The 19,788-nt window shown below is 61.9% G+C and carries 21 protein-coding genes; 12 read left to right on the plus strand and 9 right to left on the minus strand.

Features of this window, described 5'->3' with window-relative positions; translation table 11 throughout:
* Positions 1 to 202: 202 nt before the first annotated feature.
* Positions 203 to 1,075 carry an aldo/keto reductase family oxidoreductase gene (locus tag ASD12_RS27600; RefSeq protein WP_056594178.1) on the minus strand — a complete coding sequence of 291 codons (873 nt, stop codon included), beginning with the start codon at positions 1,073 to 1,075 and terminating at the stop codon, positions 203 to 205.
* Between the two features lie 91 nt (positions 1,076 to 1,166).
* On the opposite strand from ASD12_RS27600, the gene ASD12_RS27605 reads away from it, so the two are divergent.
* On the plus strand, positions 1,167 to 2,072 hold the full coding sequence (locus ASD12_RS27605; protein ID WP_056594181.1) for a LysR family transcriptional regulator: 906 nt from the start codon (positions 1,167 to 1,169) through the stop codon (positions 2,070 to 2,072).
* 103 nt (positions 2,073 to 2,175) lie between these two features.
* Here ASD12_RS27605 and rpsI read toward each other — a convergent pair whose 3' ends face one another.
* From rpsI to ASD12_RS27625, 4 genes are all read right to left on the minus strand, one after another.
* Complete coding sequence (rpsI, locus tag ASD12_RS27610; protein WP_056594184.1) at positions 2,176 to 2,658, minus strand: 30S ribosomal protein S9; 483 nt, start codon at positions 2,656 to 2,658, stop codon at positions 2,176 to 2,178.
* 1 nt (position 2,659) lies between these two features.
* Positions 2,660 to 3,124, minus strand: coding sequence for a 50S ribosomal protein L13 (rplM, locus tag ASD12_RS27615; RefSeq protein WP_013532205.1), 465 nt, complete (start codon positions 3,122 to 3,124; stop codon positions 2,660 to 2,662).
* 203 nt (positions 3,125 to 3,327) lie between these two features.
* Positions 3,328 to 3,630, minus strand: a complete 303-nt coding sequence (locus ASD12_RS27620) for a type II toxin-antitoxin system HicB family antitoxin (protein WP_056594187.1) — start codon at positions 3,628 to 3,630, stop codon at positions 3,328 to 3,330.
* Between the two features lie 10 nt (positions 3,631 to 3,640).
* Positions 3,641 to 4,087 (minus strand): PaaI family thioesterase, encoded by a 447-nt coding sequence (locus ASD12_RS27625; protein WP_056594190.1) that lies wholly within the window; start codon positions 4,085 to 4,087, stop codon positions 3,641 to 3,643.
* A gap of 152 nt (positions 4,088 to 4,239) precedes the next feature.
* Between ASD12_RS27625 and ASD12_RS27630 the strand changes: the two genes are divergently transcribed.
* The 6 genes from ASD12_RS27630 to ASD12_RS27655 all read left to right on the plus strand — a co-directional run bounded on the left by ASD12_RS27630 (position 4,240) and on the right by ASD12_RS27655 (position 8,642).
* Complete coding sequence (locus tag ASD12_RS27630) at positions 4,240 to 5,061, plus strand: enoyl-CoA hydratase (RefSeq protein ID WP_056594193.1); 822 nt, start codon at positions 4,240 to 4,242, stop codon at positions 5,059 to 5,061.
* Between the two features lie 2 nt (positions 5,062 to 5,063).
* Positions 5,064 to 5,486, plus strand: coding sequence for a VOC family protein (locus tag ASD12_RS27635; RefSeq protein WP_056594196.1), 423 nt, complete (start codon positions 5,064 to 5,066; stop codon positions 5,484 to 5,486).
* On the plus strand, positions 5,486 to 6,268 hold the full coding sequence (locus ASD12_RS27640) for an AAA family ATPase (protein ID WP_056594199.1): 783 nt from the start codon (positions 5,486 to 5,488) through the stop codon (positions 6,266 to 6,268). The genes ASD12_RS27635 and ASD12_RS27640 overlap by 1 nt, the downstream gene beginning before the upstream one ends.
* Positions 6,265 to 6,786 (plus strand): CoA-binding protein, encoded by a 522-nt coding sequence (locus ASD12_RS27645; protein WP_013532199.1) that lies wholly within the window; start codon positions 6,265 to 6,267, stop codon positions 6,784 to 6,786. The genes ASD12_RS27640 and ASD12_RS27645 overlap by 4 nt, the downstream gene beginning before the upstream one ends.
* A 146-nt stretch (positions 6,787 to 6,932) precedes the next feature.
* The gene (locus tag ASD12_RS27650; protein ID WP_056594202.1) at positions 6,933 to 8,213 is read left to right on the plus strand and encodes an O-acetylhomoserine aminocarboxypropyltransferase; all 1,281 of its coding nucleotides are present in this window, start codon (positions 6,933 to 6,935) and stop codon (positions 8,211 to 8,213) included.
* Positions 8,214 to 8,294: 81 nt separating this feature from the next.
* A complete protein-coding gene (locus ASD12_RS27655) occupies positions 8,295 to 8,642 on the plus strand; it encodes a cupin domain-containing protein (RefSeq protein WP_056594205.1) in 348 nt (115 codons plus the stop codon).
* Here ASD12_RS27655 and ASD12_RS27660 read toward each other — a convergent pair whose 3' ends face one another.
* Positions 8,643 to 9,710 (minus strand): hypothetical protein, encoded by a 1,068-nt coding sequence (locus tag ASD12_RS27660; protein ID WP_244482994.1) that lies wholly within the window; start codon positions 9,708 to 9,710, stop codon positions 8,643 to 8,645.
* Between the two features lie 24 nt (positions 9,711 to 9,734).
* Positions 9,735 to 10,985, minus strand: a complete 1,251-nt coding sequence (locus ASD12_RS27665) for a cytochrome P450 (RefSeq protein WP_056594208.1) — start codon at positions 10,983 to 10,985, stop codon at positions 9,735 to 9,737.
* A 104-nt stretch (positions 10,986 to 11,089) separates the two neighbouring features.
* On the opposite strand from ASD12_RS27665, the gene ASD12_RS27670 reads away from it, so the two are divergent.
* Entirely contained in the window at positions 11,090 to 12,193 is a 1,104-nt protein-coding gene (locus ASD12_RS27670; protein ID WP_056594212.1) for an FAD-dependent oxidoreductase, read from the plus strand.
* A gap of 13 nt (positions 12,194 to 12,206) precedes the next feature.
* Here ASD12_RS27670 and ASD12_RS27675 read toward each other — a convergent pair whose 3' ends face one another.
* Positions 12,207 to 12,797, minus strand: coding sequence for a hypothetical protein (locus tag ASD12_RS27675; RefSeq protein WP_056594213.1), 591 nt, complete (start codon positions 12,795 to 12,797; stop codon positions 12,207 to 12,209).
* A 328-nt stretch (positions 12,798 to 13,125) separates the two neighbouring features.
* Between ASD12_RS27675 and clpP the strand changes: the two genes are divergently transcribed.
* The 4 genes from clpP to ASD12_RS27695 all read left to right on the plus strand — a co-directional run bounded on the left by clpP (position 13,126) and on the right by ASD12_RS27695 (position 18,614).
* Complete coding sequence (gene clpP / locus ASD12_RS27680; protein WP_056594216.1) at positions 13,126 to 13,755, plus strand: ATP-dependent Clp endopeptidase proteolytic subunit ClpP; 630 nt, start codon at positions 13,126 to 13,128, stop codon at positions 13,753 to 13,755.
* 297 nt (positions 13,756 to 14,052) lie between these two features.
* Positions 14,053 to 15,327: an ATP-dependent Clp protease ATP-binding subunit ClpX gene (clpX, locus tag ASD12_RS27685; RefSeq protein ID WP_023759839.1), complete on the plus strand. Its 1,275-nt coding sequence runs from the start codon at positions 14,053 to 14,055 to the stop codon at positions 15,325 to 15,327.
* 306 nt (positions 15,328 to 15,633) lie between these two features.
* Positions 15,634 to 18,045 carry an endopeptidase La gene (lon, locus tag ASD12_RS27690; protein WP_056594218.1) on the plus strand — a complete coding sequence of 804 codons (2,412 nt, stop codon included), beginning with the start codon at positions 15,634 to 15,636 and terminating at the stop codon, positions 18,043 to 18,045.
* A 296-nt stretch (positions 18,046 to 18,341) separates the two neighbouring features.
* The gene (locus ASD12_RS27695; protein WP_006201846.1) at positions 18,342 to 18,614 is read left to right on the plus strand and encodes an HU family DNA-binding protein; all 273 of its coding nucleotides are present in this window, start codon (positions 18,342 to 18,344) and stop codon (positions 18,612 to 18,614) included.
* A gap of 86 nt (positions 18,615 to 18,700) precedes the next feature.
* Here the strand turns inward: ASD12_RS27695 and ASD12_RS27700 are convergent, their stop codons facing one another.
* Positions 18,701 to 19,723 (minus strand): aldo/keto reductase, encoded by a 1,023-nt coding sequence (locus ASD12_RS27700; protein WP_056594220.1) that lies wholly within the window; start codon positions 19,721 to 19,723, stop codon positions 18,701 to 18,703.
* Positions 19,724 to 19,788: the final 65 nt, after the last annotated feature.

Genomic DNA, 19,788 nt, shown 5'->3' on the forward strand with positions numbered 1-19,788 from the left:
CGCGCCGACCTCCCCATCGAGGGGGGGTAGGACGCCGTGCTTTACCTTCAGTCGGACCGTTCCAAACGGCTGTCGGGCTTCGCGGACCACGCTGGGAAATGGCGAATTGCGGCGACCTTCTACCTCCCCTTGATGGGGAGGTCGGCGCGCAGCGCCGGGTAGGGTGATAGCCGAACCCTAACAGGCAGCCCGTGCCGCGCCCTCAAGCGGCCATCGCCACCCAATCCAACTCCCCGAGCACATCGTCCGAAAGCTCGAGTTCTGCCGCAGCGAGGTTCTCCCGCAAATGTCCGACCGACGATGTGCCGGGGATCAGCAGGATGTTGGGCGCGCGGCGCAGCAGCCAGGCGAGCGCGACCTGCATGGGTGTGGCGCCGAGGCGCGCCGCGACTTTCGACAGGGTGGAAGATTGCAGTGGATTGAAGCCGCCGAGCGGGAAGAACGGCACATAGGCGATGCCGTCGCGGGCGAGATCGTCGATCAGGGCGTCGTCGCCGCGATGCGCCAGATTGTACTGGTTCTGCACGCAGACGATCTCGGTGATCCCACGTCCTTGCGCGATCTGCGCCGACGTCACGTTGCTCAGACCGACGTGCCTGACCAGACCTTTTTGCTGAAGCCCGGCCAGCACGGTGAGCGGCGCTTCGATCGATCCTTCGGCTGGACCATGGGTATCGAACATGATGCGCAAATTGACCACATCGAGCACCTCGAGCCCGAGATTGCTTAGATTGTCGTGCACCGCCTGGGTCAGCGCTTCGGGAGAAAAGGCCGGTAGCCACGATCCATCCGTGCCGCGGCGGGCGCCGATCTTGGTGACGATGACGAGATCGTCCTTGTAGGGCACCAGCGCCTCGCGGATCAGCCGGTTGGTGAAGTGCGGACCGTAAAAGTCGCTGGTATCGATGTGGTCGATCCCCTGCGCAACGGCCTCGCGCAGGACGGCCAATGCCACGTCATGGTCCCTGGGCGGCCCGAACACGCCGGGTCCGGCGAGCTGCATGGCGCCGTAGCCGAGCCGCTTCACGGTATGGCTGCCAAGGGTGAAGGTGCCGGCTTGTTGGATATTGGACATGATTGATCTCCTTTGAGGAGCCAGAGATAGGCGCTGCCCAACTTCGTGATAATCCGGTACAATCCACACAGGCCGTGCGGAATAGCGAACAATGATGGACCTCAGTGACCTGAACGCTTTCGTGGCGGTGGCGCGCGCCGGCGGCTTTCGCGATGGCGCGCGTGCGAGCGGCGGCAGCGCCTCCGGCTTGAGCGAGGCGGTGCGTCGCCTGGAGGCACAGCTCGGTGTCAGGCTGTTCAACCGCACGACGCGCAGCGTCGTCCCGACCGAGGCAGGCCTCAGCCTTCTGGAGCGGCTCGGCCCGGCGCTGTCGGAGGTGGAGGCGGCGCTGGATGTGGTGAACGGCTTCCGCGACAGGCCGGCGGGCTCATTGCGTCTCAATGTGCCGGTCAGCGCTGCGCGGCTGATATTGCCCGACATCGTCCCGGGTTTCCTCGCCGCCTATCCCGGTATCCGGCTGGAGGTGATCGCCGACGAGAACTTTGTCGATGTGCTGGCAGCCGGCTGCGACGCCGGCATCCGCTATGACGAGCGGCTGGAACAAGACATGATCGCGGTGCCGATCGGACCGCGCGTGCAGCATTTCGCCACAGCCGCCAGCCCTGCCTATCTCGATCGCCATGGGCGGCCGCAACACCCAAGCGACCTGCTTGGCCACTCCTGCGTGCGCGGGCGCTTTGCCAGCGGTGCGATGCTGCCTTGGGAATTCGAGCGTGACGGCGAGGTGGTGCGGGTCGATCCGACGGGGCCATTGATCGTGCGGATCGGCGGGGCAACCGATCTTGCCGTCGACGCTGCCATCGCCGGCACCGGCATCATCGGCCTCTTCGAGGGCTGGCTTCGTCCTTACTTCGACAGCGGCGCTCTTGAGCCGGTGCTCGAACCGTGGTGGCCGAGTTTTCCCGGGCCGTTCCTCTATTATCCCGGCCGGCGCCTGGTGCCAGCGCCGCTGCGAGCGTTCATTGATTATATCAAGCAATCGGCGGCTCACGCCTGAAATCATACGAGTGAACAGCGCCGGGTGGTGTGACTGCCGAGCCCCAAAAGCAAAAAAGGCCGCCCGGAGGCAGCCTTTTCGATTGTCTGAGGTTGCGGAGCGCTTAGCGCTTCGAGAACTGGAACGAACGACGGGCCTTCGCCTTGCCGTACTTCTTGCGCTCGACGACGCGGCTGTCGCGGGTCAGGAAGCCACCCTTCTTGAGCACGGCGCGCAGCGTCGGCTCGTAGTAGGTCAGCGCCTTGGAGATGCCGTGACGCACGGCGCCGGCCTGGCCGGAGAGACCGCCACCGACGACGGTCGCGATGATGTCGTACTGGCCGGCGCGGTTGGAGGCGATGATCGGCTGGTTGAGAATCATCTGCAGGACCGGACGCGCGAAATAGGTCGCGAATTCCTTGTCGTTGACGATGATCTTGCCGGAACCCGGCTTCACCCAGACGCGCGCAATGGCGTTCTTGCGCTTGCCGGTGGCATAGGCGCGGCCCGACTTGTCGAGCTTCTGGACGTGGACGGGGGCTGCCGGCTGCGTGTTGGTGTTGCCCGTGGCGGCGCCCAGTTCTGCGAGCGAGGAAAGCTCAGCCATCTTATGCGACCTTCTTGTTCTTGGCGTTCAGCTTGGCCACGTCGAGTACAACGGGCTGCTGGGCGACATGGGGATGCTCGGCGCCTGCATAGACGCGCAGGTTCTTCATCTGGCGACGGCCGAGCGGGCCACGCGGGACCATGCGCTCAACGGCCTTCTCGACGACACGCTCGGGGAAACGACCCTCGAGCAACTGGCGCGCGGTGCGCTCCTTGATGCCGCCTGGGTGGCCGGTGTGCCAGTAATACACCTTGTCGGTGAACTTCTTGCCGGTGAACACCACCTTGTCGGCATTGATGACGATGACGTTGTCGCCGTCGTCGACATGCGGGGTGAAGGTCGGCTTGTGCTTGCCGCGAAGATGATTGGCGATGACAGTGGCGAGACGGCCGACGACGAGACCCTCGGCGTCGATCAGGATCCACTTCTTCACCACATCCGCAGGCTTCTGCGAAAAGGTTGTCATGTTTTCTGCTCTCGGTTCTGACCTTCACGAGCGAAGGCGTTTCTTGTTGCTTGGATTGGCGAAAAGCGCTTGCCCGCCGCCAATAACAAAACGGCGGCCTTTGCGGGCCGCTGCTTCGTGAGGGGCTTATAGGCGAGGGTGAGGGCGCGCGTCAAGGTGGATAAAAAAGCAAATATATGAAAAAATCAAACGGAAACAATACTTTAAATAAAAGGTATTATTTTACCGCATCGATCTGGCGTGCCGCAGGCCAGTTCGGTCCGGCACCAGGACCAAATAGCTTCCTTTGGCGAGCGCTGTCCGTATATCGGGGAGTGCGACAATCTCTTCGCGGCCAGACGGCTCCGGGAGGGCATATCGTCCGCCCACAATTGTAATGCTTTAACTGCATTCGGTACGATGTCTTCCGCCCCGTCCGCAGCTGAAAAGCAACCGGGGATGTCCGGAAAGCGGATACCGAACGCGCTGTCGGGATCTTTTTCGATCAAAGCGAGATAGTTCTTCATTGCGGTTTCCTTACCGCTTTGGTGGGATCGAATAGGTGCCAGTGGCGTGCGCCACCGTGTGTCCGTCCGGGCCGGCGACGATGTCGATGTCGAACACCATCAGGCTCTTTCCCAGCTTCAGGATGCGGCAATGGCCGTCGATCGGTCCGGCCTCGGCCTTGCGCACGAAGTTGATATCGAGGTTGACGGTAACGGAAAGCGCATCCGGCCCGGCATGTGACAGCACACAGACATAGCCGCCGATGTCGGCCAGAGTGAACAGCGAGGGGCCGGATACGGTGCCGCCGGGACGCAGGTGCCGCTCGCCGGCATTGAGCCGCACGGTGCAGCCGCCAGGGAACACGTCGATCGCCTCGAAATATTTGAACTGCTCGTTGAGCTGCGGATAGACGGTTTCCATCAGCGCATTGACTTGTTGCGCGGTCAGCACCGGCTTCAGGTTGTTCTGGGCGGGCATGTCGGTCTCTCGTTTTTGTGCGTAGCTGCATGGGCGCGGCGCGGCATTTCTGGCAACCTTCGTCGCCTGGCGCAAGCGATGGGGTGTTGGATGAAACCCGATCCGATATTAGATAGTCTGCCAGCCCCGAGCGGAATCGCGGAGACCTATCCATGGCCGAAATCCTTGCCATCAAGCCTGCCGCCGTTGACGGTCCGGTTGTCGCACAACTGGACAAGGGCGTGCTGCGCCTCACGCTCGCCAATCCGCCCGCCAACGCCTTGTCGCTGGCGGTGATGGCGGCGCTGACGGCGGAACTCGAGCGCGCCAGGGCGAATAAAGCCGTTCGCGTCATCGTTCTCGCGGCAGCGGGCAAGGTGTTCTGCGCCGGCCATGATCTCAAGGAAATGACCGCGCGCCGCGCCGATGCCGATCATGGCAGGGCCTTCTTCGCAGAGACGTTTGCGGCTTGTGCCACGCTGATGCAGGCGATCGTGCGTCATCCCTTGCCGGTGATCGCGGAAGTCGACGGCCTCGCCACCGCCGCCGGGCTGCAACTGGTCGCCAGTTGCGATCTGGCGATCGCCTCGCACGAGGCGACCTTCTGCACGCCGGGCGTCAACATCGGCCTGTTCTGCTCGACGCCGATGGTGGCGCTGTCGCGCAACGTCTCGCGCAAGCATGCGATGGAGATGCTGTTGACCGGCGAGACGATCGACGCGGCGACCGCCAAGGAGTTCGGCCTGGTCAACCGCGTCGTGCCGCGCGAGTACCTGAATCAGATTGTCACCAAATACGCACAAACCATTGCTTCCAAATCATCTTTGGTGATCAAGACTGGCAAGGAAGCCTTTTACGCGCAGGCCGAAATGGGGCTGGCGGACGCCTATGCCTATACCGGCCGCATCATGGTCGAGAACATGCTGGCACGCGACGCGGAGGAAGGCATTGGCGCCTTCATCGGCAAGCGCAAGCCGGAATGGACGGACGAGTAATCGTGGAACCGCGCATCTCCATCATCACGGTCGCCACAGATGATCTCGATCGCGCGGTGCGTTTCTACGAGGCGATGGGCCTGAAACGGCATGCCGGGATCACTGATGGTGTCGCCTTCTTCCAGATGGGCGGCGTCATTCTCGGCCTGTTCCCACGCGTCAGCGCCGAGGAGGATTCCGGCATTGCCTTCGCCGGGGCGCCGTCGGCCGTCTACCTCGCCTACAACACCCGTTCAGACGCCGAGGTCGACGAGGTGCTCGCCATGGCGGAAAAAGCCGGCGGCCGCATCGTCAAGCCGGCCGGCCGTGCCTTCTGGGGCGGCTGGTACGGCTATTTCGCCGACGCGGACGGGCATGTCTGGGAAGTCGCGCACAATCCGGCCTTTCCGATCGCGGAAGACGGCACGATTTCGCTGCCTGGCTGATGGCCCATCGCAAGCAGCTGACGCGGCTCAAAGCTCCCTATCTCAAGCGCATCCTCCTCGACCCGGCGCGGGTCGAGGATTGGGAAAAATATCCCTGGAACCTGCCGCTGTTTCACGGCCACGACTTCGAACTCGAATTCACCACGCCAATCACAATCATTGTCGGCGAGAACGGCACCGGCAAATCGACGCTGCTCGAGGCCATCGGCGCACTGGCAGGCTACGACGAAGCCGGCGGCGGCAAGGGCTACCGGCCGGTCGATCATACCAGCGCCATCGACAAGAGTGGTGCCACATTGGCAAACACCTTCCGTGGCCACTGGCTGCCGAAAGTCACCGCCGGCTGGCTCTTTCGCGCCGAATCCTTCTACTCCGTGGCTCGCTATCTCGATCAGGTGGCGCTGGAAGATCCCTTCAGGCCGCCGCCGCCGGATTTCCTGTCCTGGTCGCATGGCGAGGGTTTTATCCGCTTTTTCGAGGAGCGCTGCCGCAGGCAAGGCATCTACATCCTCGACGAGCCTGAGAGCGCGCTGTCTCCGTCGCGCCAGATCGAACTGCTCAAGATGCTGCGGCGCATGGACCAGTCGGGCACCGCGCAAGTGATCATGGCGACGCATTCGCCGCTGCTGATGGCTTGTCCTGGAGCGCGGCTGAACCGCATCAGCCGGTTCGGACTCGCGCCCGCGGACTTTCGTGATACGGCCCACTTCCGCATGTTGCGCGATTTCAGCAATGACCCGGATGGTTTTCTCGCCGAGGCGTTGTATGAGGACGAGGCATGAACCACGATAGTTACGACAACAGCTACATTGCCGGCATCCTCAATTCGGTGAAGACCGTCGCCATGGTCGGCGCATCCGCCAACGATGTGCGACCGAGTTATTTCGTGCTGAAATATCTGCTGGCCAAGGGCTTTTCGGTGTTTCCGATCAATCCCGGCCAGGCCGGCAAGGAAATCCTCGGCCGAATGACCTATGCCAGGCTGGCCGATATTCCAGAGCCGATCGACATGGTCGACATTTTTCGCGCGCCAGCGGCTGTGCCTGGCATCGTCGACGAGGCGTTGCGGCTCGACCCCTTGCCGAAAGTCATCTGGATGCAGCTTGGCGTGCGCCATGACGAGGCAGCCGCGCGCGCCGAGGCCGCCGGCATCAAGGTGGTGATGAACCGCTGCCCCAAGATCGAATATGGCAAACTGTCCGGCGAGATCGGCTGGACCGGCGTCAACTCCGGTGTGCTGTCGTCGAAGAAGCCGCTGATGCGGTCGGGATTCCAGAGTTTCGGCGTCCGCCAGAAATAGAAGCAAAATTATTCCTTAGGTCAGCTCATTTTCTCAGGCCTCGGCCGCAGATGGTTCGCCAAAGGGCATTTTCTTCTTTGCATTCGCGCTCAGGCTTCGCCAAGAATGCCCGGCGATTTCAAGAGTTTCAAAAGGGAGGTTTTTCAGTGACCCGCACGCCAGGTTTCAACACGCTCGCCGTCCACGCCGGCGCCAAGCCAGATCCCGCGACCGGCGCACGCGCCACGCCGATCTACCAGACGACCTCCTTCGTCTTCGATGATGCCGACCATGCCGCCTCGCTGTTCGGGCTGAAGGCCTTCGGCAACATCTACACCCGCATCATGAACCCGACCCAGGCGGTGCTGGAAGAGCGCATGGCGGCCCTCGAAGGCGGCACGGCGGCCCTTGCGGTCGCCTCCGGTCATGCCGCGCAGGTGATCGTGTTCCACAATCTGATGCAGCCTGGCGACAATTTCGTTGCCGCCAACAAGCTCTATGGCGGCTCGATCAACCAGTTCGGCCATGCCTTCAAGAATTTTGGCTGGGAAGTGCGCTGGGCCGAAACCAATGACATCTCTACCTTCGAAAGCCAGATCGACGACAGGACCAAGGCGATCTTCATCGAGAGCCTCGCCAATCCGGGAGGCACCTTCGTCGACATCGAGAAGATCGGTGACATCGCGCGCAAGCATGGCCTGCCGCTGATCGTCGACAACACGCTGGCCTCGCCCTACCTCATCCGGCCGATCGAGCATGGCGCCGACATTGTCGTGCATTCGCTGACCAAGTTTATCGGCGGCCATGGCAATTCGATCGGCGGCGCCATCATCGATGGCGGCACCTTCGACTGGTCGAAGTCGGGCAAATACCCGATGCTGTCGGAACCGCGCCCCGAATATGGCGGCCTCGTCCTGCACGAAACCTTCGGCAATTTCGCTTTCGCTATTGCCGCGCGTGTGCTCGGCCTGCGCGACCTTGGCCCGGCGATCTCGCCGTTCAACGCCTTCCTCATCCTGACCGGCCTGGAGACCTTGCCGCTGCGCATGCAGCGCCACTGCGACAACGCCGTGACGGTTGCCGCCTGGCTGTCCAACCATCCCAAGGTCGCCTCGGTGAACTACCCCGGCCTGCCCAGCGACAAGAACAACGCGCTACAGAAGAAGTACTCGCCGCTTGGCGCCGGCGCCGTGTTCACCTTCGCTCTCAAGGGCGGTTATGACGCCGGCGTGAAATTTGTCGAGGCGCTCGAACTGTTCTCGCACCTCGCCAATGTCGGCGACACCAAGTCGCTGGTCATCCACCCGGCCTCGACCACGCACCGCCAGCTTTCCGACGAGCAGAAGGTCAAGGCGGGCGCGGGACCGGACACGGTACGGCTGTCGATCGGCATCGAGGACGTCAACGACATCGTCGCCGACCTCGAACAGGCGCTCGCCAAGGTCTGATTTTTTTACCCTCCCCCTTGTGGGGAGGGTCGGCGCGCAGCGCCGGGGTGGGGGGAGCCGGCTCTTTCAAGGAGGCAAGTCTTGTCCGCGCATTACCTGACAATAGCGACTGACAGCGTCGAGCCTGAATCTGGCGCGCCGGCGCCAGATCGGCTGATCTTGGGCGATCCGAAATTCCGCACCTGGAATGTCGAGGAGCGGGAGGGCGGCCTCTACGCCGGCATCTGGGAATCGACTCCCGGCAAATGGCGTATCGTCTATGACGAGTGGGAGTTCTGCCACATCCTGTCCGGCGTTTCGGTGATCGCGGAGGACGGTGGGCAAGCGCGCACCGTCAAGTCCGGCGACAGTTTCGTGCTGAGGCCTGGCTTCAAAGGCAGCTGGGAAGTGCTTGAAACGACTCGCAAGGAGTATGTGATCAAGCTTTGATCACTTTGCTGGAAACTGGCTGAGGCAGGCTTCCGACGCCTTGTCGTGGAAGGTCAGCACGTCGACATCCTGTGCCTCGACATCCGCGTCGGAGATTTCCTCGCGATAATACTGCGCCATGAGATCGAGCCCCTCCTGGCTGATGCCCTGTGTCGGCATCTCGCGGGCAAGGCAGCCGCAGAGGCTGAGCGCCCGGTCCGGCGAGCCAATCTTGTGGTTGGTGAGGATGAAGGTCTGTGCCGGGCAGGCATCGAGGAAAGCGTCGAAATCCAGCTTCTGCTGCGGCTGGTCGCCATGGTTGAAATAGGCCGGTGGCCATTGGCTCTTGCCGCTGGCGACATCGCAGCCGGTGGCTACATCCTTGGCACTGTTCTGGACGGCCAGCAGCGCCGTCCACTCTTCACCGGTCGGGTATTCGAAGTTTTCTGCCAGCGACGCGGTGTACATGTCGAGATCGGGCTGCGTAAAGCCGATCACCTGAAGGCGATTGAACTGGCATTGACATTCAGCGCTCACGCGCTCGGCTTCGCCATCGGCTGGCTGCTCGTTGGACTTGCTTTTCTGGCAAGCCGCCAGGAAGGCTGCTCCATCGAGCGACGAAGCTGGAAAGCTGGAGGCGTCGAGATAGCGCTTGCCGTCCCAGCCGATCGTCATCTGGTCGGACTGGATGTCGAGAAAACCGTTCCGTTTGAAGGCGCTGAGCCCGATCTTGTCCTGCGGCACCAGCCGGGCACCCGGAATGTCGCCGAGAACCTCCTGGTAGCTGTCGCCTTCCAGGACAAACAGGAAGTTCCCGCAGTTGGTGCCATCACAGCCCGGCGCATAGCGATAGGCGAAAATCTCCGGAAAACCATCGAGGTTGAGATCGACCTCGATGGCAAACGATGTTAGCGGCAGTCCTTTCGATCCGGTCTGCCGCTCCAGCAGAACCGTGGCCATTTTCTGGGCGATGGCCATGCTGTTTTGCCATGGGATGTTTTCCGGCTGCTGCTGGGCGGCCGCGATGTCAGGGGATGCGCGCACCAGCGCCAGGGCGAACAACGTCGCCCGTATCGAAAACAGTCTCATATCGCAGCCCCAGGCCCGCGATCGTCAGAAGCCGACGGCGAGCGTTTCCAGCCCATGGAAGTGGTAAGTGTCGCGGAAGCTTGGGCTTTCGGCAAGATGGAGCTTTGGGTGACGCTCAAACAGGGTTTTCAGGGACACCTGCAATTCGAGCCGGGCCAGCGGCGCACCGATGCAGAAATGGATGCCGGCGCCGAAGGACACGTTCTTCTGGTCCGCACGGCCGGGCTGGAAGGCTTGCGGTTCGGCGAAGGCACGCGGGTCATGGTTGGCCATGCCAAGCAGCAGCCCGATCGTCTGGCCCGGCTGCACGACGATGCCGGGCGAGACCTCGATCTCGTGATAGGCGTAGCGGGTGAACATGTGCAGCGGCGCGTCGAAGCGCAGGCATTCCTCGACCGTTGCCGCGGTCGCCTCGGGTGAAGCGAAGAAGCGGCTGACATCGCCGCCTTGCATAAGGATGGAGCGAACAGCGTTGCCGGTCTGATGCACCGTCGCTTCATGACCGGCATTGAGCAGCAGGATCGCCGAGGACACCATCTCGTCCTCCGACAGTTTTTGGCCGTCCTCCTGCGCCGAAATCAGCAACGACAGCAGGTCGTCGCCGGGCTTCTTGCGCCGCTCGGTGACGTAGCCACGCAGGAAGTCGGCAAATTCGCTCGCCGCGCGATTGGCGGTTTCCTCGGTTTCGCGGGTGCGGCCGTGGATGTACATGGCGACCATCCGGTGTGACCAGTCGAGCAGTTGCGGCCCCATCTCGACCGGCACGCCGAGCATTTCGGCAATGATGGTGATCGGCAAGGGCGCCGCAAAGGCCGGCAGCAGGTCGACGGCCTTGCCCGGTTCGAAACGGTCGATCAGGTCGTTGGCCAGAGCCTCGACACGCGGCCGCAGCCGTTCGATCTGGCGGGAGACTAAGGCACGATTGACCAGCGTTCTCAGCCGCGTGTGAACCGGCGGCTCGAGCTCCAGCATCGAATTGGCTTCGATGCCGTCGAATGCTCTGAGATGGCTGCGATCCTCGCCGATGCCGCGGCTATCCGGAATGCCAGCCGGGTTCTGGCGGCCGAAGCGGCGGTCGCGCAGCAGCCGGTTGACGTCATCGAAACCGCCAAAGCACCAGAAGCCGAATTCTTCCCAGAAGAATGCATTCGATGCGCCGTGCAGAAAGGCATAGGCCCCGTAAGGGTCTTGAAAAAAGGCCGGGTCATGCGGGTCAAGCCTTAAGCGACGAGTGGCTGGATCAAAGGCCAGGGCGGGTGGCGTCAATTTGCTCATGCCAGACCAATAGCGCGGCTTGCCAGCCGGGTTCCAGACCGTATGTTGACGACCGCAACCCAATGCGTTGAGCCAGCCGGCGCGGCTGCGGAAAGACTGATTTGATGAATGTGATCGTTGTTGGCGCGGGTATCGCCGGCCTCTCCACGGCGTGGTCGCTGGTCAAGGCAGGCCATAGCGTTTCGATCGTCGAGCAGGGGCCGATCCCCAATCCGCTGGCCGCGTCGGGTGACCACCATCGTATCATCCGCCGCGCCTACCGCGCCGGAACCGGCTATGGCCGGTTGATCACCGAAGCCTATCAGGCATGGGACGAGATGTGGGCCGATCTCGGTGAAAGCCACCTCGATGCGCGCGGATTTGTCTGCATTTCGCGCGAGCCGGGCGACGAGGCCGAGGAATACCGCGAGGGGTTGGAAGAGGGCAATTTTCCCTTCGAATTGCTGGAACCCGATGCAGCCGTGGAACGCTGGCCCTTTTTGCAGGCCAGTTCATTCCGCTATGCCTATTTTTCGACCGAAGGTGGCGCGCTGCATTGCCGCAAGATCGCCTCCGGCCTGGCAAAGTGGCTGCGCGCCAACGGCGCCAATGTCTACGAACACAGCAAGGTCACCGCCATCGACTCCGAGGCCGGCCATGTCGTGCTCGAAAGCGGCGAGACAATGCAAGCCGACCGCATCGTCGTCGCTGCAGGTGCCTGGGTGTTGAAACTGTTCCCGGAGCTGGGTGGGGAACTGAAGACCTATCGAACCGCACTTGCCTATGTCGAACCGCCGGCCGACCTCAAGGCCGCCTGGCATGCGTCACCGGTCGTCCTCGATATCGGCGGCACGGTCGACGGCTATGTGATCCCGCCCTCCGGCGGCGCCGGCATGAAATTCGGGTCCGGGCTGCACAGGGTGCCGACCAGCGACGCCGACTGGAACCGTCAGCCGGTGCCGGGCGAGGGCGAAGCGATCCGCAACCTGTTTTCGCCGCCGATCGCCCGCATTGCGGAATATGCGGTGACCGAGGTCGTCACCTGCGCCTACACCTTCACATCAGACGAGAAATTCATGGCCCATGAAAAAGGCAAGTGCCTGATCGTTTCGGCTTGCTCCGGCCATGGCTACAAGTTCGGGGCCGCGGTCGGCCGGCGCGTAGCCGCCGCCATCGGCGATGGCGATATCGCCGGCCTGAAGGCATGGCTGCGGGCGGAAGTGGCCTGAGCGCTTTCCGGGCCTAATCCTGGCAATGCCTCGGAATATGCACGCGCCGCCAGCCTGAAGACCCTTCACGGATCAGCACGCGGCGCGCGACGGTATTATACGAGGCGGGAACATCGATGACTTGTCTCTGTTCCGGCTGCACCAGCACCTCCTCGGCGATGCTGTCGTACTGTGCGGGAATGACGACACGGCGCGTGCGTTCCGGCTGGATCACCACGGTTTCGGCGACGCGCTCATAGCGCGCCTTGTGCCGGATCTTGCACAGCACCTTGCGGCCGTGGATGACGCGCCATTCCCAGGAATATCCGCCGTCATCGACCCGGACCGTACGGTAGACGGTGCGGGTGACGGCGGGCACGACCTCGTAGGTCACTTGTGGCGGAACGGTCATCACCACGCGTTCGCGGGTGCCGTAGATAGGGGCAACATAATCGACCTGCTGACCGGGCGGACTGACCATCACGTCTTCATAGACGGTGTCATAGATGGCCGGCGTGCGGACGGGTTCGTAACATTCGACGGCGCGGCCGCCGGCCGCCGTCTGCGAAATCGTACCGAGCATGGCCAGCCCGGCAATGGTGAAGCATGCGGTTTTCCCAGACATGGCACTCCCCGTGTTGAACTCTAGCATCAGTTCAACGCTGAATTGTAGGGGAAGCTGCCTCGGAGAAAAGCGGTTTCGGCGCATTTCGTTAAGCGATGCGGTTAAGAAATTGCTACGGTGGTGACGACACCGCCGAGCGATCACGGCACAGGTCGATGAATCCCGTGAAATGTAACCTTGATTCGACTTACCCAGATGGCTAGGACGGGTCGGCCTTGCGCAAGGATGAGCCGGCATCCTATTTACACAGTAACGATCCAGAACCGATTCTGCCCGATCTGCCAGCTTTGCCGGCGCCGGAATCCCACCGCGAGATAAGAGATAACTAATGAAGAACCCCGTCGAAACCTACATGAACCTCGTTCCGATGGTGGTCGAACAGACCAATCGCGGCGAGCGGGCCTACGACATTTTCTCGCGCCTCCTCAAGGAGCGCATCATTTTCATCACCGGTCCGGTCGAGGACGGCATGGCGACGCTGGTCTGCGCGCAGCTTTTGTTCCTCGAAGCCGAGAATCCGAAGAAGGAAATCAACCTCTACATCAATTCGCCGGGCGGTGTCGTCACCTCGGGCATGGCGATCTACGACACCATGCAGTTCATCAAGCCGGCGGTGTCGACGCTCTGCATCGGCCAGGCGGCCTCGATGGGCTCGCTGCTCTTGACCGCCGGCCACAAGGACATGCGCTTTGCCACGCCGAACGCCCGCATCATGGTTCACCAGCCTTCCGGCGGCTTCCAGGGCCAGGCGTCCGACATCGAGCGCCATGCTCAGGACATCATCAAGCTGAAGCGTCGCCTCAACGAGGTCTACGTCAAGCACACCGGCAAGAGCTACGAAGAGATCGAAAGGACGCTCGACCGCGACCATTTCATGACCGCCGACGAAGCCAGGGATTTCGGCCTCATCGACAAGGTCATTTCGTCGCGTGAGCCGCCTGAAGGCGCTGTGGCATAAGGGCTTATTGGCAGTTGGCTGGCGGCATCACGCGCTTTTGGCGCGTCTTGCGGCATTTCGGCCACAATTGGCTGTTCCCTCGGGGGACAGGATTGCCTACGTTAAGGCTATGTTGAGTTTCGGCGGCTTAGCTTTATGCGGGGTTGTCGCGAATCATTGCCACGTTTTCTGATTTGTGTTTCGTACGGAATGCGTTGCGGGAGCCGGGACACACTGGCGGCGGCGGATTCCCGCGATAGATAGAGTATGCGCCCTTTCAGCCAGACCATCGGCGGGCGGCCATGAAAGGACATGAAAATGAGCAAGGTCGGCAACAACAGCGGCGATTCCAAGAACACGCTTTACTGCTCGTTTTGCGGCAAAAGCCAGCACGAAGTGCGCAAGCTGATCGCCGGTCCGACGGTCTTCATCTGCGACGAGTGCGTCGAGCTCTGCATGGACATCATCCGCGAGGAGAACAAGACCTCGATGGTGAAGTCACGCGAGGGCGTGCCGACACCGCAGGAGATCCTCAAGGTTCTCGACGACTACGTCATCGGCCAGCCCTACGCCAAGCGCGTGCTGTCGGTGGCGGTCCACAACCACTACAAGCGCCTCGCGCACGCCGGCAAGAACAACGATGTCGAGCTGGCGAAGTCCAACATCCTGCTGATCGGCCCGACCGGTTGCGGCAAGACGCTGCTTGCGCAGACGCTGGCCCGCATCATCGACGTGCCCTTCACCATGGCTGATGCCACGACGCTGACCGAAGCCGGCTATGTCGGCGAGGACGTCGAAAACATCATCCTGAAGCTGTTGCAGTCGGCCGACTACAATGTCGAGCGGGCCCAGCGCGGCATTGTCTACATCGACGAAATCGACAAGATCTCGCGCAAGTCCGACAATCCTTCGATCACCCGCGACGTGTCGGGCGAGGGCGTGCAGCAGGCGCTGCTGAAGATCATGGAAGGCACCGTCGCCTCCGTGCCGCCGCAGGGCGGCAGGAAGCATCCGCAGCAGGAATTTCTGCAGGTCGACACCGCCAACATCCTGTTCATCTGCGGCGGCGCCTTCGCCGGGTTGGACAAGATCATCTCCGATCGCGGCCGCAAGACCTCGATCGGCTTCGGCGCCATCGTCGCTTCGCCCGAGGATCGCCGCACCGGCGATGTCTTCCGTCTGGTCGAGCCAGAGGATCTGTTGAAGTTCGGTCTTATCCCCGAGTTTGTCGGCCGTCTGCCGGTTCTGGCGACGCTGGAGGATCTCGACGAGCCGGCACTGATCCAGATCCTGACTGAGCCGAAGAACGCGCTGGTCAAGCAGTACCAGCGGCTGTTCGAGATGGAGAATGTCGACCTGACCTTCCACGAGAACGCCCTGTCGGCCATCGCCAAGCGCGCCATCGAGCGCAAGACAGGCGCGCGTGGCCTGCGTTCGATCATGGAAGCGATCCTGCTCGACACGATGTTCGAACTTCCTGCGCTCGAAGGCGTGCGCGAAGTGGTTATTTCGGAGGAGGTGGTGACCGGCAGTGCCCGGCCGCTCTACATCTACTCCGAGCAGAAGGAAAAGAAGGGCAATGTCAGCGCCTGACATGAGCCCGCAGCGAAATTCTGAAACGGCGCCGCAAGGCGCCGTTTTGCTGTCTCGCACGGTTTTGCGGGAGCACCCGGTCTTGGGGTCGCAAATGTGTCACTTGCGGGAAAGTTGGAGGTGCGGATTTGTACTCGCCCCTTGATCTTTGTGGATCGTGCATCCAACTAATTGGAGAAGGCCGAGGTGCCCGATTTCTGTGCTGTAAAACTCCCGTCACAAACGGTGGTAGGCGGAACGATCCCCGGTCGTTAATATAGGATTCGCGGTTGGCTGATTGGCGGCCGCGACATGAAAGGTTGGACAATGGCCAAAGTATCCAAGGCACCCAGCGACGGCGTCTTCGCAGTTCTCCCGCTGCGCGACATCGTGGTGTTCCCGCACATGATCGTTCCGCTCTTCGTCGGGCGTGAGAAGTCGATCAAGGCGCTGGAAGAGGTGATGGGTCAGGAAAAGCAGATTTTGCTTGCCACCCAGATGAACGCCGCCGACGACGATCCCGAGCCCGATGCCATCTTTGACATCGGCACGCTCGCCAACGTGCTGCAATTGCTGAAGCTGCCCGACGGCACCGTCAAGGTTCTGGTCGAGGGCGCCTCGCGCGCGAAAATCGTCTCGTTCACCGATCGTCCCGACTTCCATGAGGCCCGCGCCACAGCGTTGGTCGAGCCGGAAGAGGAAGAGGTCGAGGTCGAGGCGCTGGCTCGTTCGGTCGTCACCGACTTCGAGAACTACGTCAAGCTGAACAAGAAGATCTCGCCCGAAGTGGTGGGTGCCGCCAGCCAGATCGACGACTATTCCAAGCTCGCCGACACTGTTGCCTCGCATCTCGCCATCAAGATCCCCGAGAAGCAGGAGATGCTGGCCACGCTCTCGGTCAAGGAGCGGCTGGAAAAGGCGATGGGCTTCATGGAAGCCGAAATCTCCGTTCTGCAGGTGGAGAAGCGCATCCGTTCGCGCGTCAAGCGCCAGATGGAGAAGACGCAGCGCGAATACTACCTCAACGAGCAGATGAAGGCGATCCAGAAGGAGCTCGGCGAGGGCGAGGACGGCCGCGACGAAGCCGCCGAGATCGAGGCGCGCATCAAGAAGACCAAGCTCTCCAAGGAAGCCCGCGAAAAAGCGGAAGCCGAGTTGAAGAAGCTCAGGACGATGTCGCCGATGTCGGCTGAATCGACGGTCGTGCGCAACTATCTCGACTGGATCCTGTCGATCCCGTGGGGCAAGAACTCCAAGGTCAAGCAGGACCTGGCTTTCGCGCAGAACGTGCTCGACACCGATCATTTCGGTCTCGACAAGGTTAAGGAGCGCATCGTCGAGTATCTCGCCGTGCAAAGCCGCCAGAAGAAGCTGAAGGGGCCGATCCTGTGCCTCGTCGGACCTCCGGGCGTCGGCAAGACCTCGCTCGGCAAGTCGATCGCCAAGGCGACTGGACGTGAGTTCATCCGCATGGCGCTGGGCGGTGTGCGTGACGAGGCCGAGATCCGTGGGCACCGCCGCACCTATATTGGCTCGATGCCCGGCAAGGTCATCCAGTCGATGAAGAAGGCTAAGAAGTCCAACCCGCTCTTCCTGCTCGACGAGATCGACAAGATGGGCCAGGACTTCCGTGGTGATCCGTCGTCGGCGTTGCTCGAGGTGCTCGATCCCGAACAGAACTCGACGTTCATGGACCACTACCTCGAGGTCGAATACGATCTGTCGAGCGTGATGTTCGTGACGACGGCGAATACGCTGAACATCCCGGCGCCCTTGATGGACCGCATGGAGATCATCCGTATCGCCGGCTACACCGAAGACGAGAAGATCGAGATCGCCAAGCGGCACCTGATGCCGAAGGTGATCCGCGATCATGCGCTGCAGCCGAAGGAGTTTTCCGTCGGTGAGGACGCGATCCGCGCCATCGTTCAGACCTACACCCGTGAAGCGGGCGTCAGGAGCCTGGAGCGCGAGCTGATGAAGCTCGGGCGCAAGGCGGTGACCGAGATCCTGAAGACGAAGAAGAAGACGGTGAACATCACGGCGGCGAACCTCGCCGACTACCTCGGTGTTGAGCGCTTCCGCTTCGGTCAGGTCGAGGCTGACGATCAGGTCGGTGTTGTTACAGGTCTTGCCTGGACGGAAGTTGGCGGCGAGCTGCTGACGGTCGAAGGCGTCATGATGCCCGGCAAGGGCCGCATGACGGTGACCGGCAATCTGCGCGACGTGATGAAGGAATCGATTTCGGCGGCGGCCTCCTATGTCCGCTCGCGCGCCGTCGATTTCGGCATCGAGCCGCCGCTGTTCGACAAGCGCGACATCCACGTGCACTTGCCGGAAGGCGCCACGCCGAAGGACGGCCCGTCCGCAGGTGCTGCCATGGCGACAGCCATTGTGTCGGTACTAACGGGTATTCCGGTCCGGGCAGATGTGGCGATGACTGGCGAGATAACGCTTCGCGGCCGCATCTTGCCGATCGGTGGGCTCAAGGAGAAGCTGCTTGCCGCACTGCGCGGCGGCATCAAGAAGGTGCTGATCCCGGAAGACAATGCCAAGGATCTGGCGGAGATTCCGGACAACGTGAAGAACGGCATGGAGATCATTCCGGTCTCACGGGTCGGTGAGGTGTTGCGCCACGCGCTGGTGCGTATGCCGGAGCCGATCGAATGGGTCGAACCGGTCAATCCGCCGGCCGCGACAGACACTGCCGACGACGCTGGAAAGTCGCTTGCGCATTAAGCGTCGCGCGTCCACTTGGACGCAATGAACGCTCTAACGCCTTGGACTTGCGCATGGTCTTTTCCGAAAACCGGCTACGGTTTTCGGGGCCATGCGTTGGTTTTCGCCAAGGTTGCAGTGCACAAACAGAGAGCCGGGCCTAGCGCCCGGCTTTTTCATGTGAAAAACCCAGCATTTCCGGGCTTTTTCCGCCTTTTTTCTGCCTTTTCGACTTGGTTGCGGGAACGCTTCTTTCTAAAGTCCCTTTCCTGCCGGATGAGTCGATAGTTCCGGTGTTCTCATGGAAGGGAATTTTTATGAACAAGAACGAACTGGTGTCCGCTGTCGCCGACGCCGCGAGCATTTCGAAGGGTGACGCGCAGTCGGCGGTCGATGCGGTATTTTCCGTGATCACCGGCGAACTGAAGAAGGGCGGCGATGTCCGGCTTGTCGGCTTTGGCAATTTCACCGTGTCAAAGCGTGCGGCGTCGACCGGCCGCAATCCTCAGACCGGCGCCGAAGTGAAGATTCCGGCACGCACCGTGCCGAAGTTCTCGGCTGGCAAGGGCCTCAAGGACGCAGTCAACTAAACGCCTTTTTCTTTTCAGGGACCAGAAAAGCCGGGCTTGCCCGGCTTTTCATTTTTGTGTCCGACGCCGACGCGATGGCGGTCGAGTTATGCGGTCGGCGCTTCAGGGTGCATAAGGCCCTCCTTCTTGAGATCGGCCCAAAGCGCCGCGGGCAGTTTCGCATCGAGCAGCGAGCGGTTGCTCTCGACTTCGCTCGGCCGCTGGCCGCCGGGGATCACCGAGACGACCGACGGATGCAGCAATGGGAATTGTAGGGCGGCCTCGATCAGTCGCACGCCATGGCGCTTGCAGACGCTCTCGATGCCGGCGACGCGGTCGAGGATGTCCTTTGGTGCTTCGGAGTAGTTGTAGTAGGCGCCCGGCTTCGGCCCTGTTGCGAGGATGCCGGAGTTGTAGGGTCCGCCCAGAACGATGCCGATGCCGCGTGCCTGGCAGAGCGGCAGGAAGGACGTCAGCGCCTCCTGTTCCAGCAGCGTATAGCGTCCGGCCAGCAGGAACAGGTCGAAGTCGCCGCGCTCGGCCAGCGTCTGCGCAACCTGCCACTCATTGATGCCGCCACCGAACGCCTTGATCACGCCTTGGTCGCGGAGCGAGAGCAAGCCGTAGTAGCCGGAGCGCATGAACTCCTCGATGCGCTGGTCGGACGCTTCCTTGCTGCCATGGGTGAAGATGTCAACATCATGCACGAAGAGGATGTCGATACGGTCGACGCCGAGGCGCTCGAGCGAGGCTTCAAACGAGCGCATGACGCCGTCATAGCTGTAGTCGTACACCTCGCGGCGCGATGGCGTGCCGAAGAACTTGCCGATGCCCGTGCGCTCTTCCGGCGGGCAGGCCCGCATGATGCGGCCGACCTTGCTCGACAGCACATAGTCGTCGCGCTTCTTGCCGCGCAGGAACGGGTTGAGCCGCGTTTCCGACAGGCCAAGCCCGTAGAGCGGCGCGGTGTCGTAGTAGCGGCAGCCGGTCGCCCAGGCGGCCTCCAGCGTGGCATTGGCGTCCTCGTCCGAGACGGCACGATAGAGGTTGCCAAGCGGCGCCGTGCCGAAGCCGAGTTCGGTGAAACTGATACCGCCATTGCCGATGCGGTCGAAATGCCGTGTCTTCATATCCTGCCGTTTGCCTCGCTTGATTTGTCTCACATACACTATCATGCCTGTGATCAGGCAAAAGC

The sequence above is a fragment of the Mesorhizobium sp. Root102 genome (assembly GCF_001425625.1).
Taxonomy (GTDB): domain Bacteria; phylum Pseudomonadota; class Alphaproteobacteria; order Rhizobiales; family Rhizobiaceae; genus Mesorhizobium.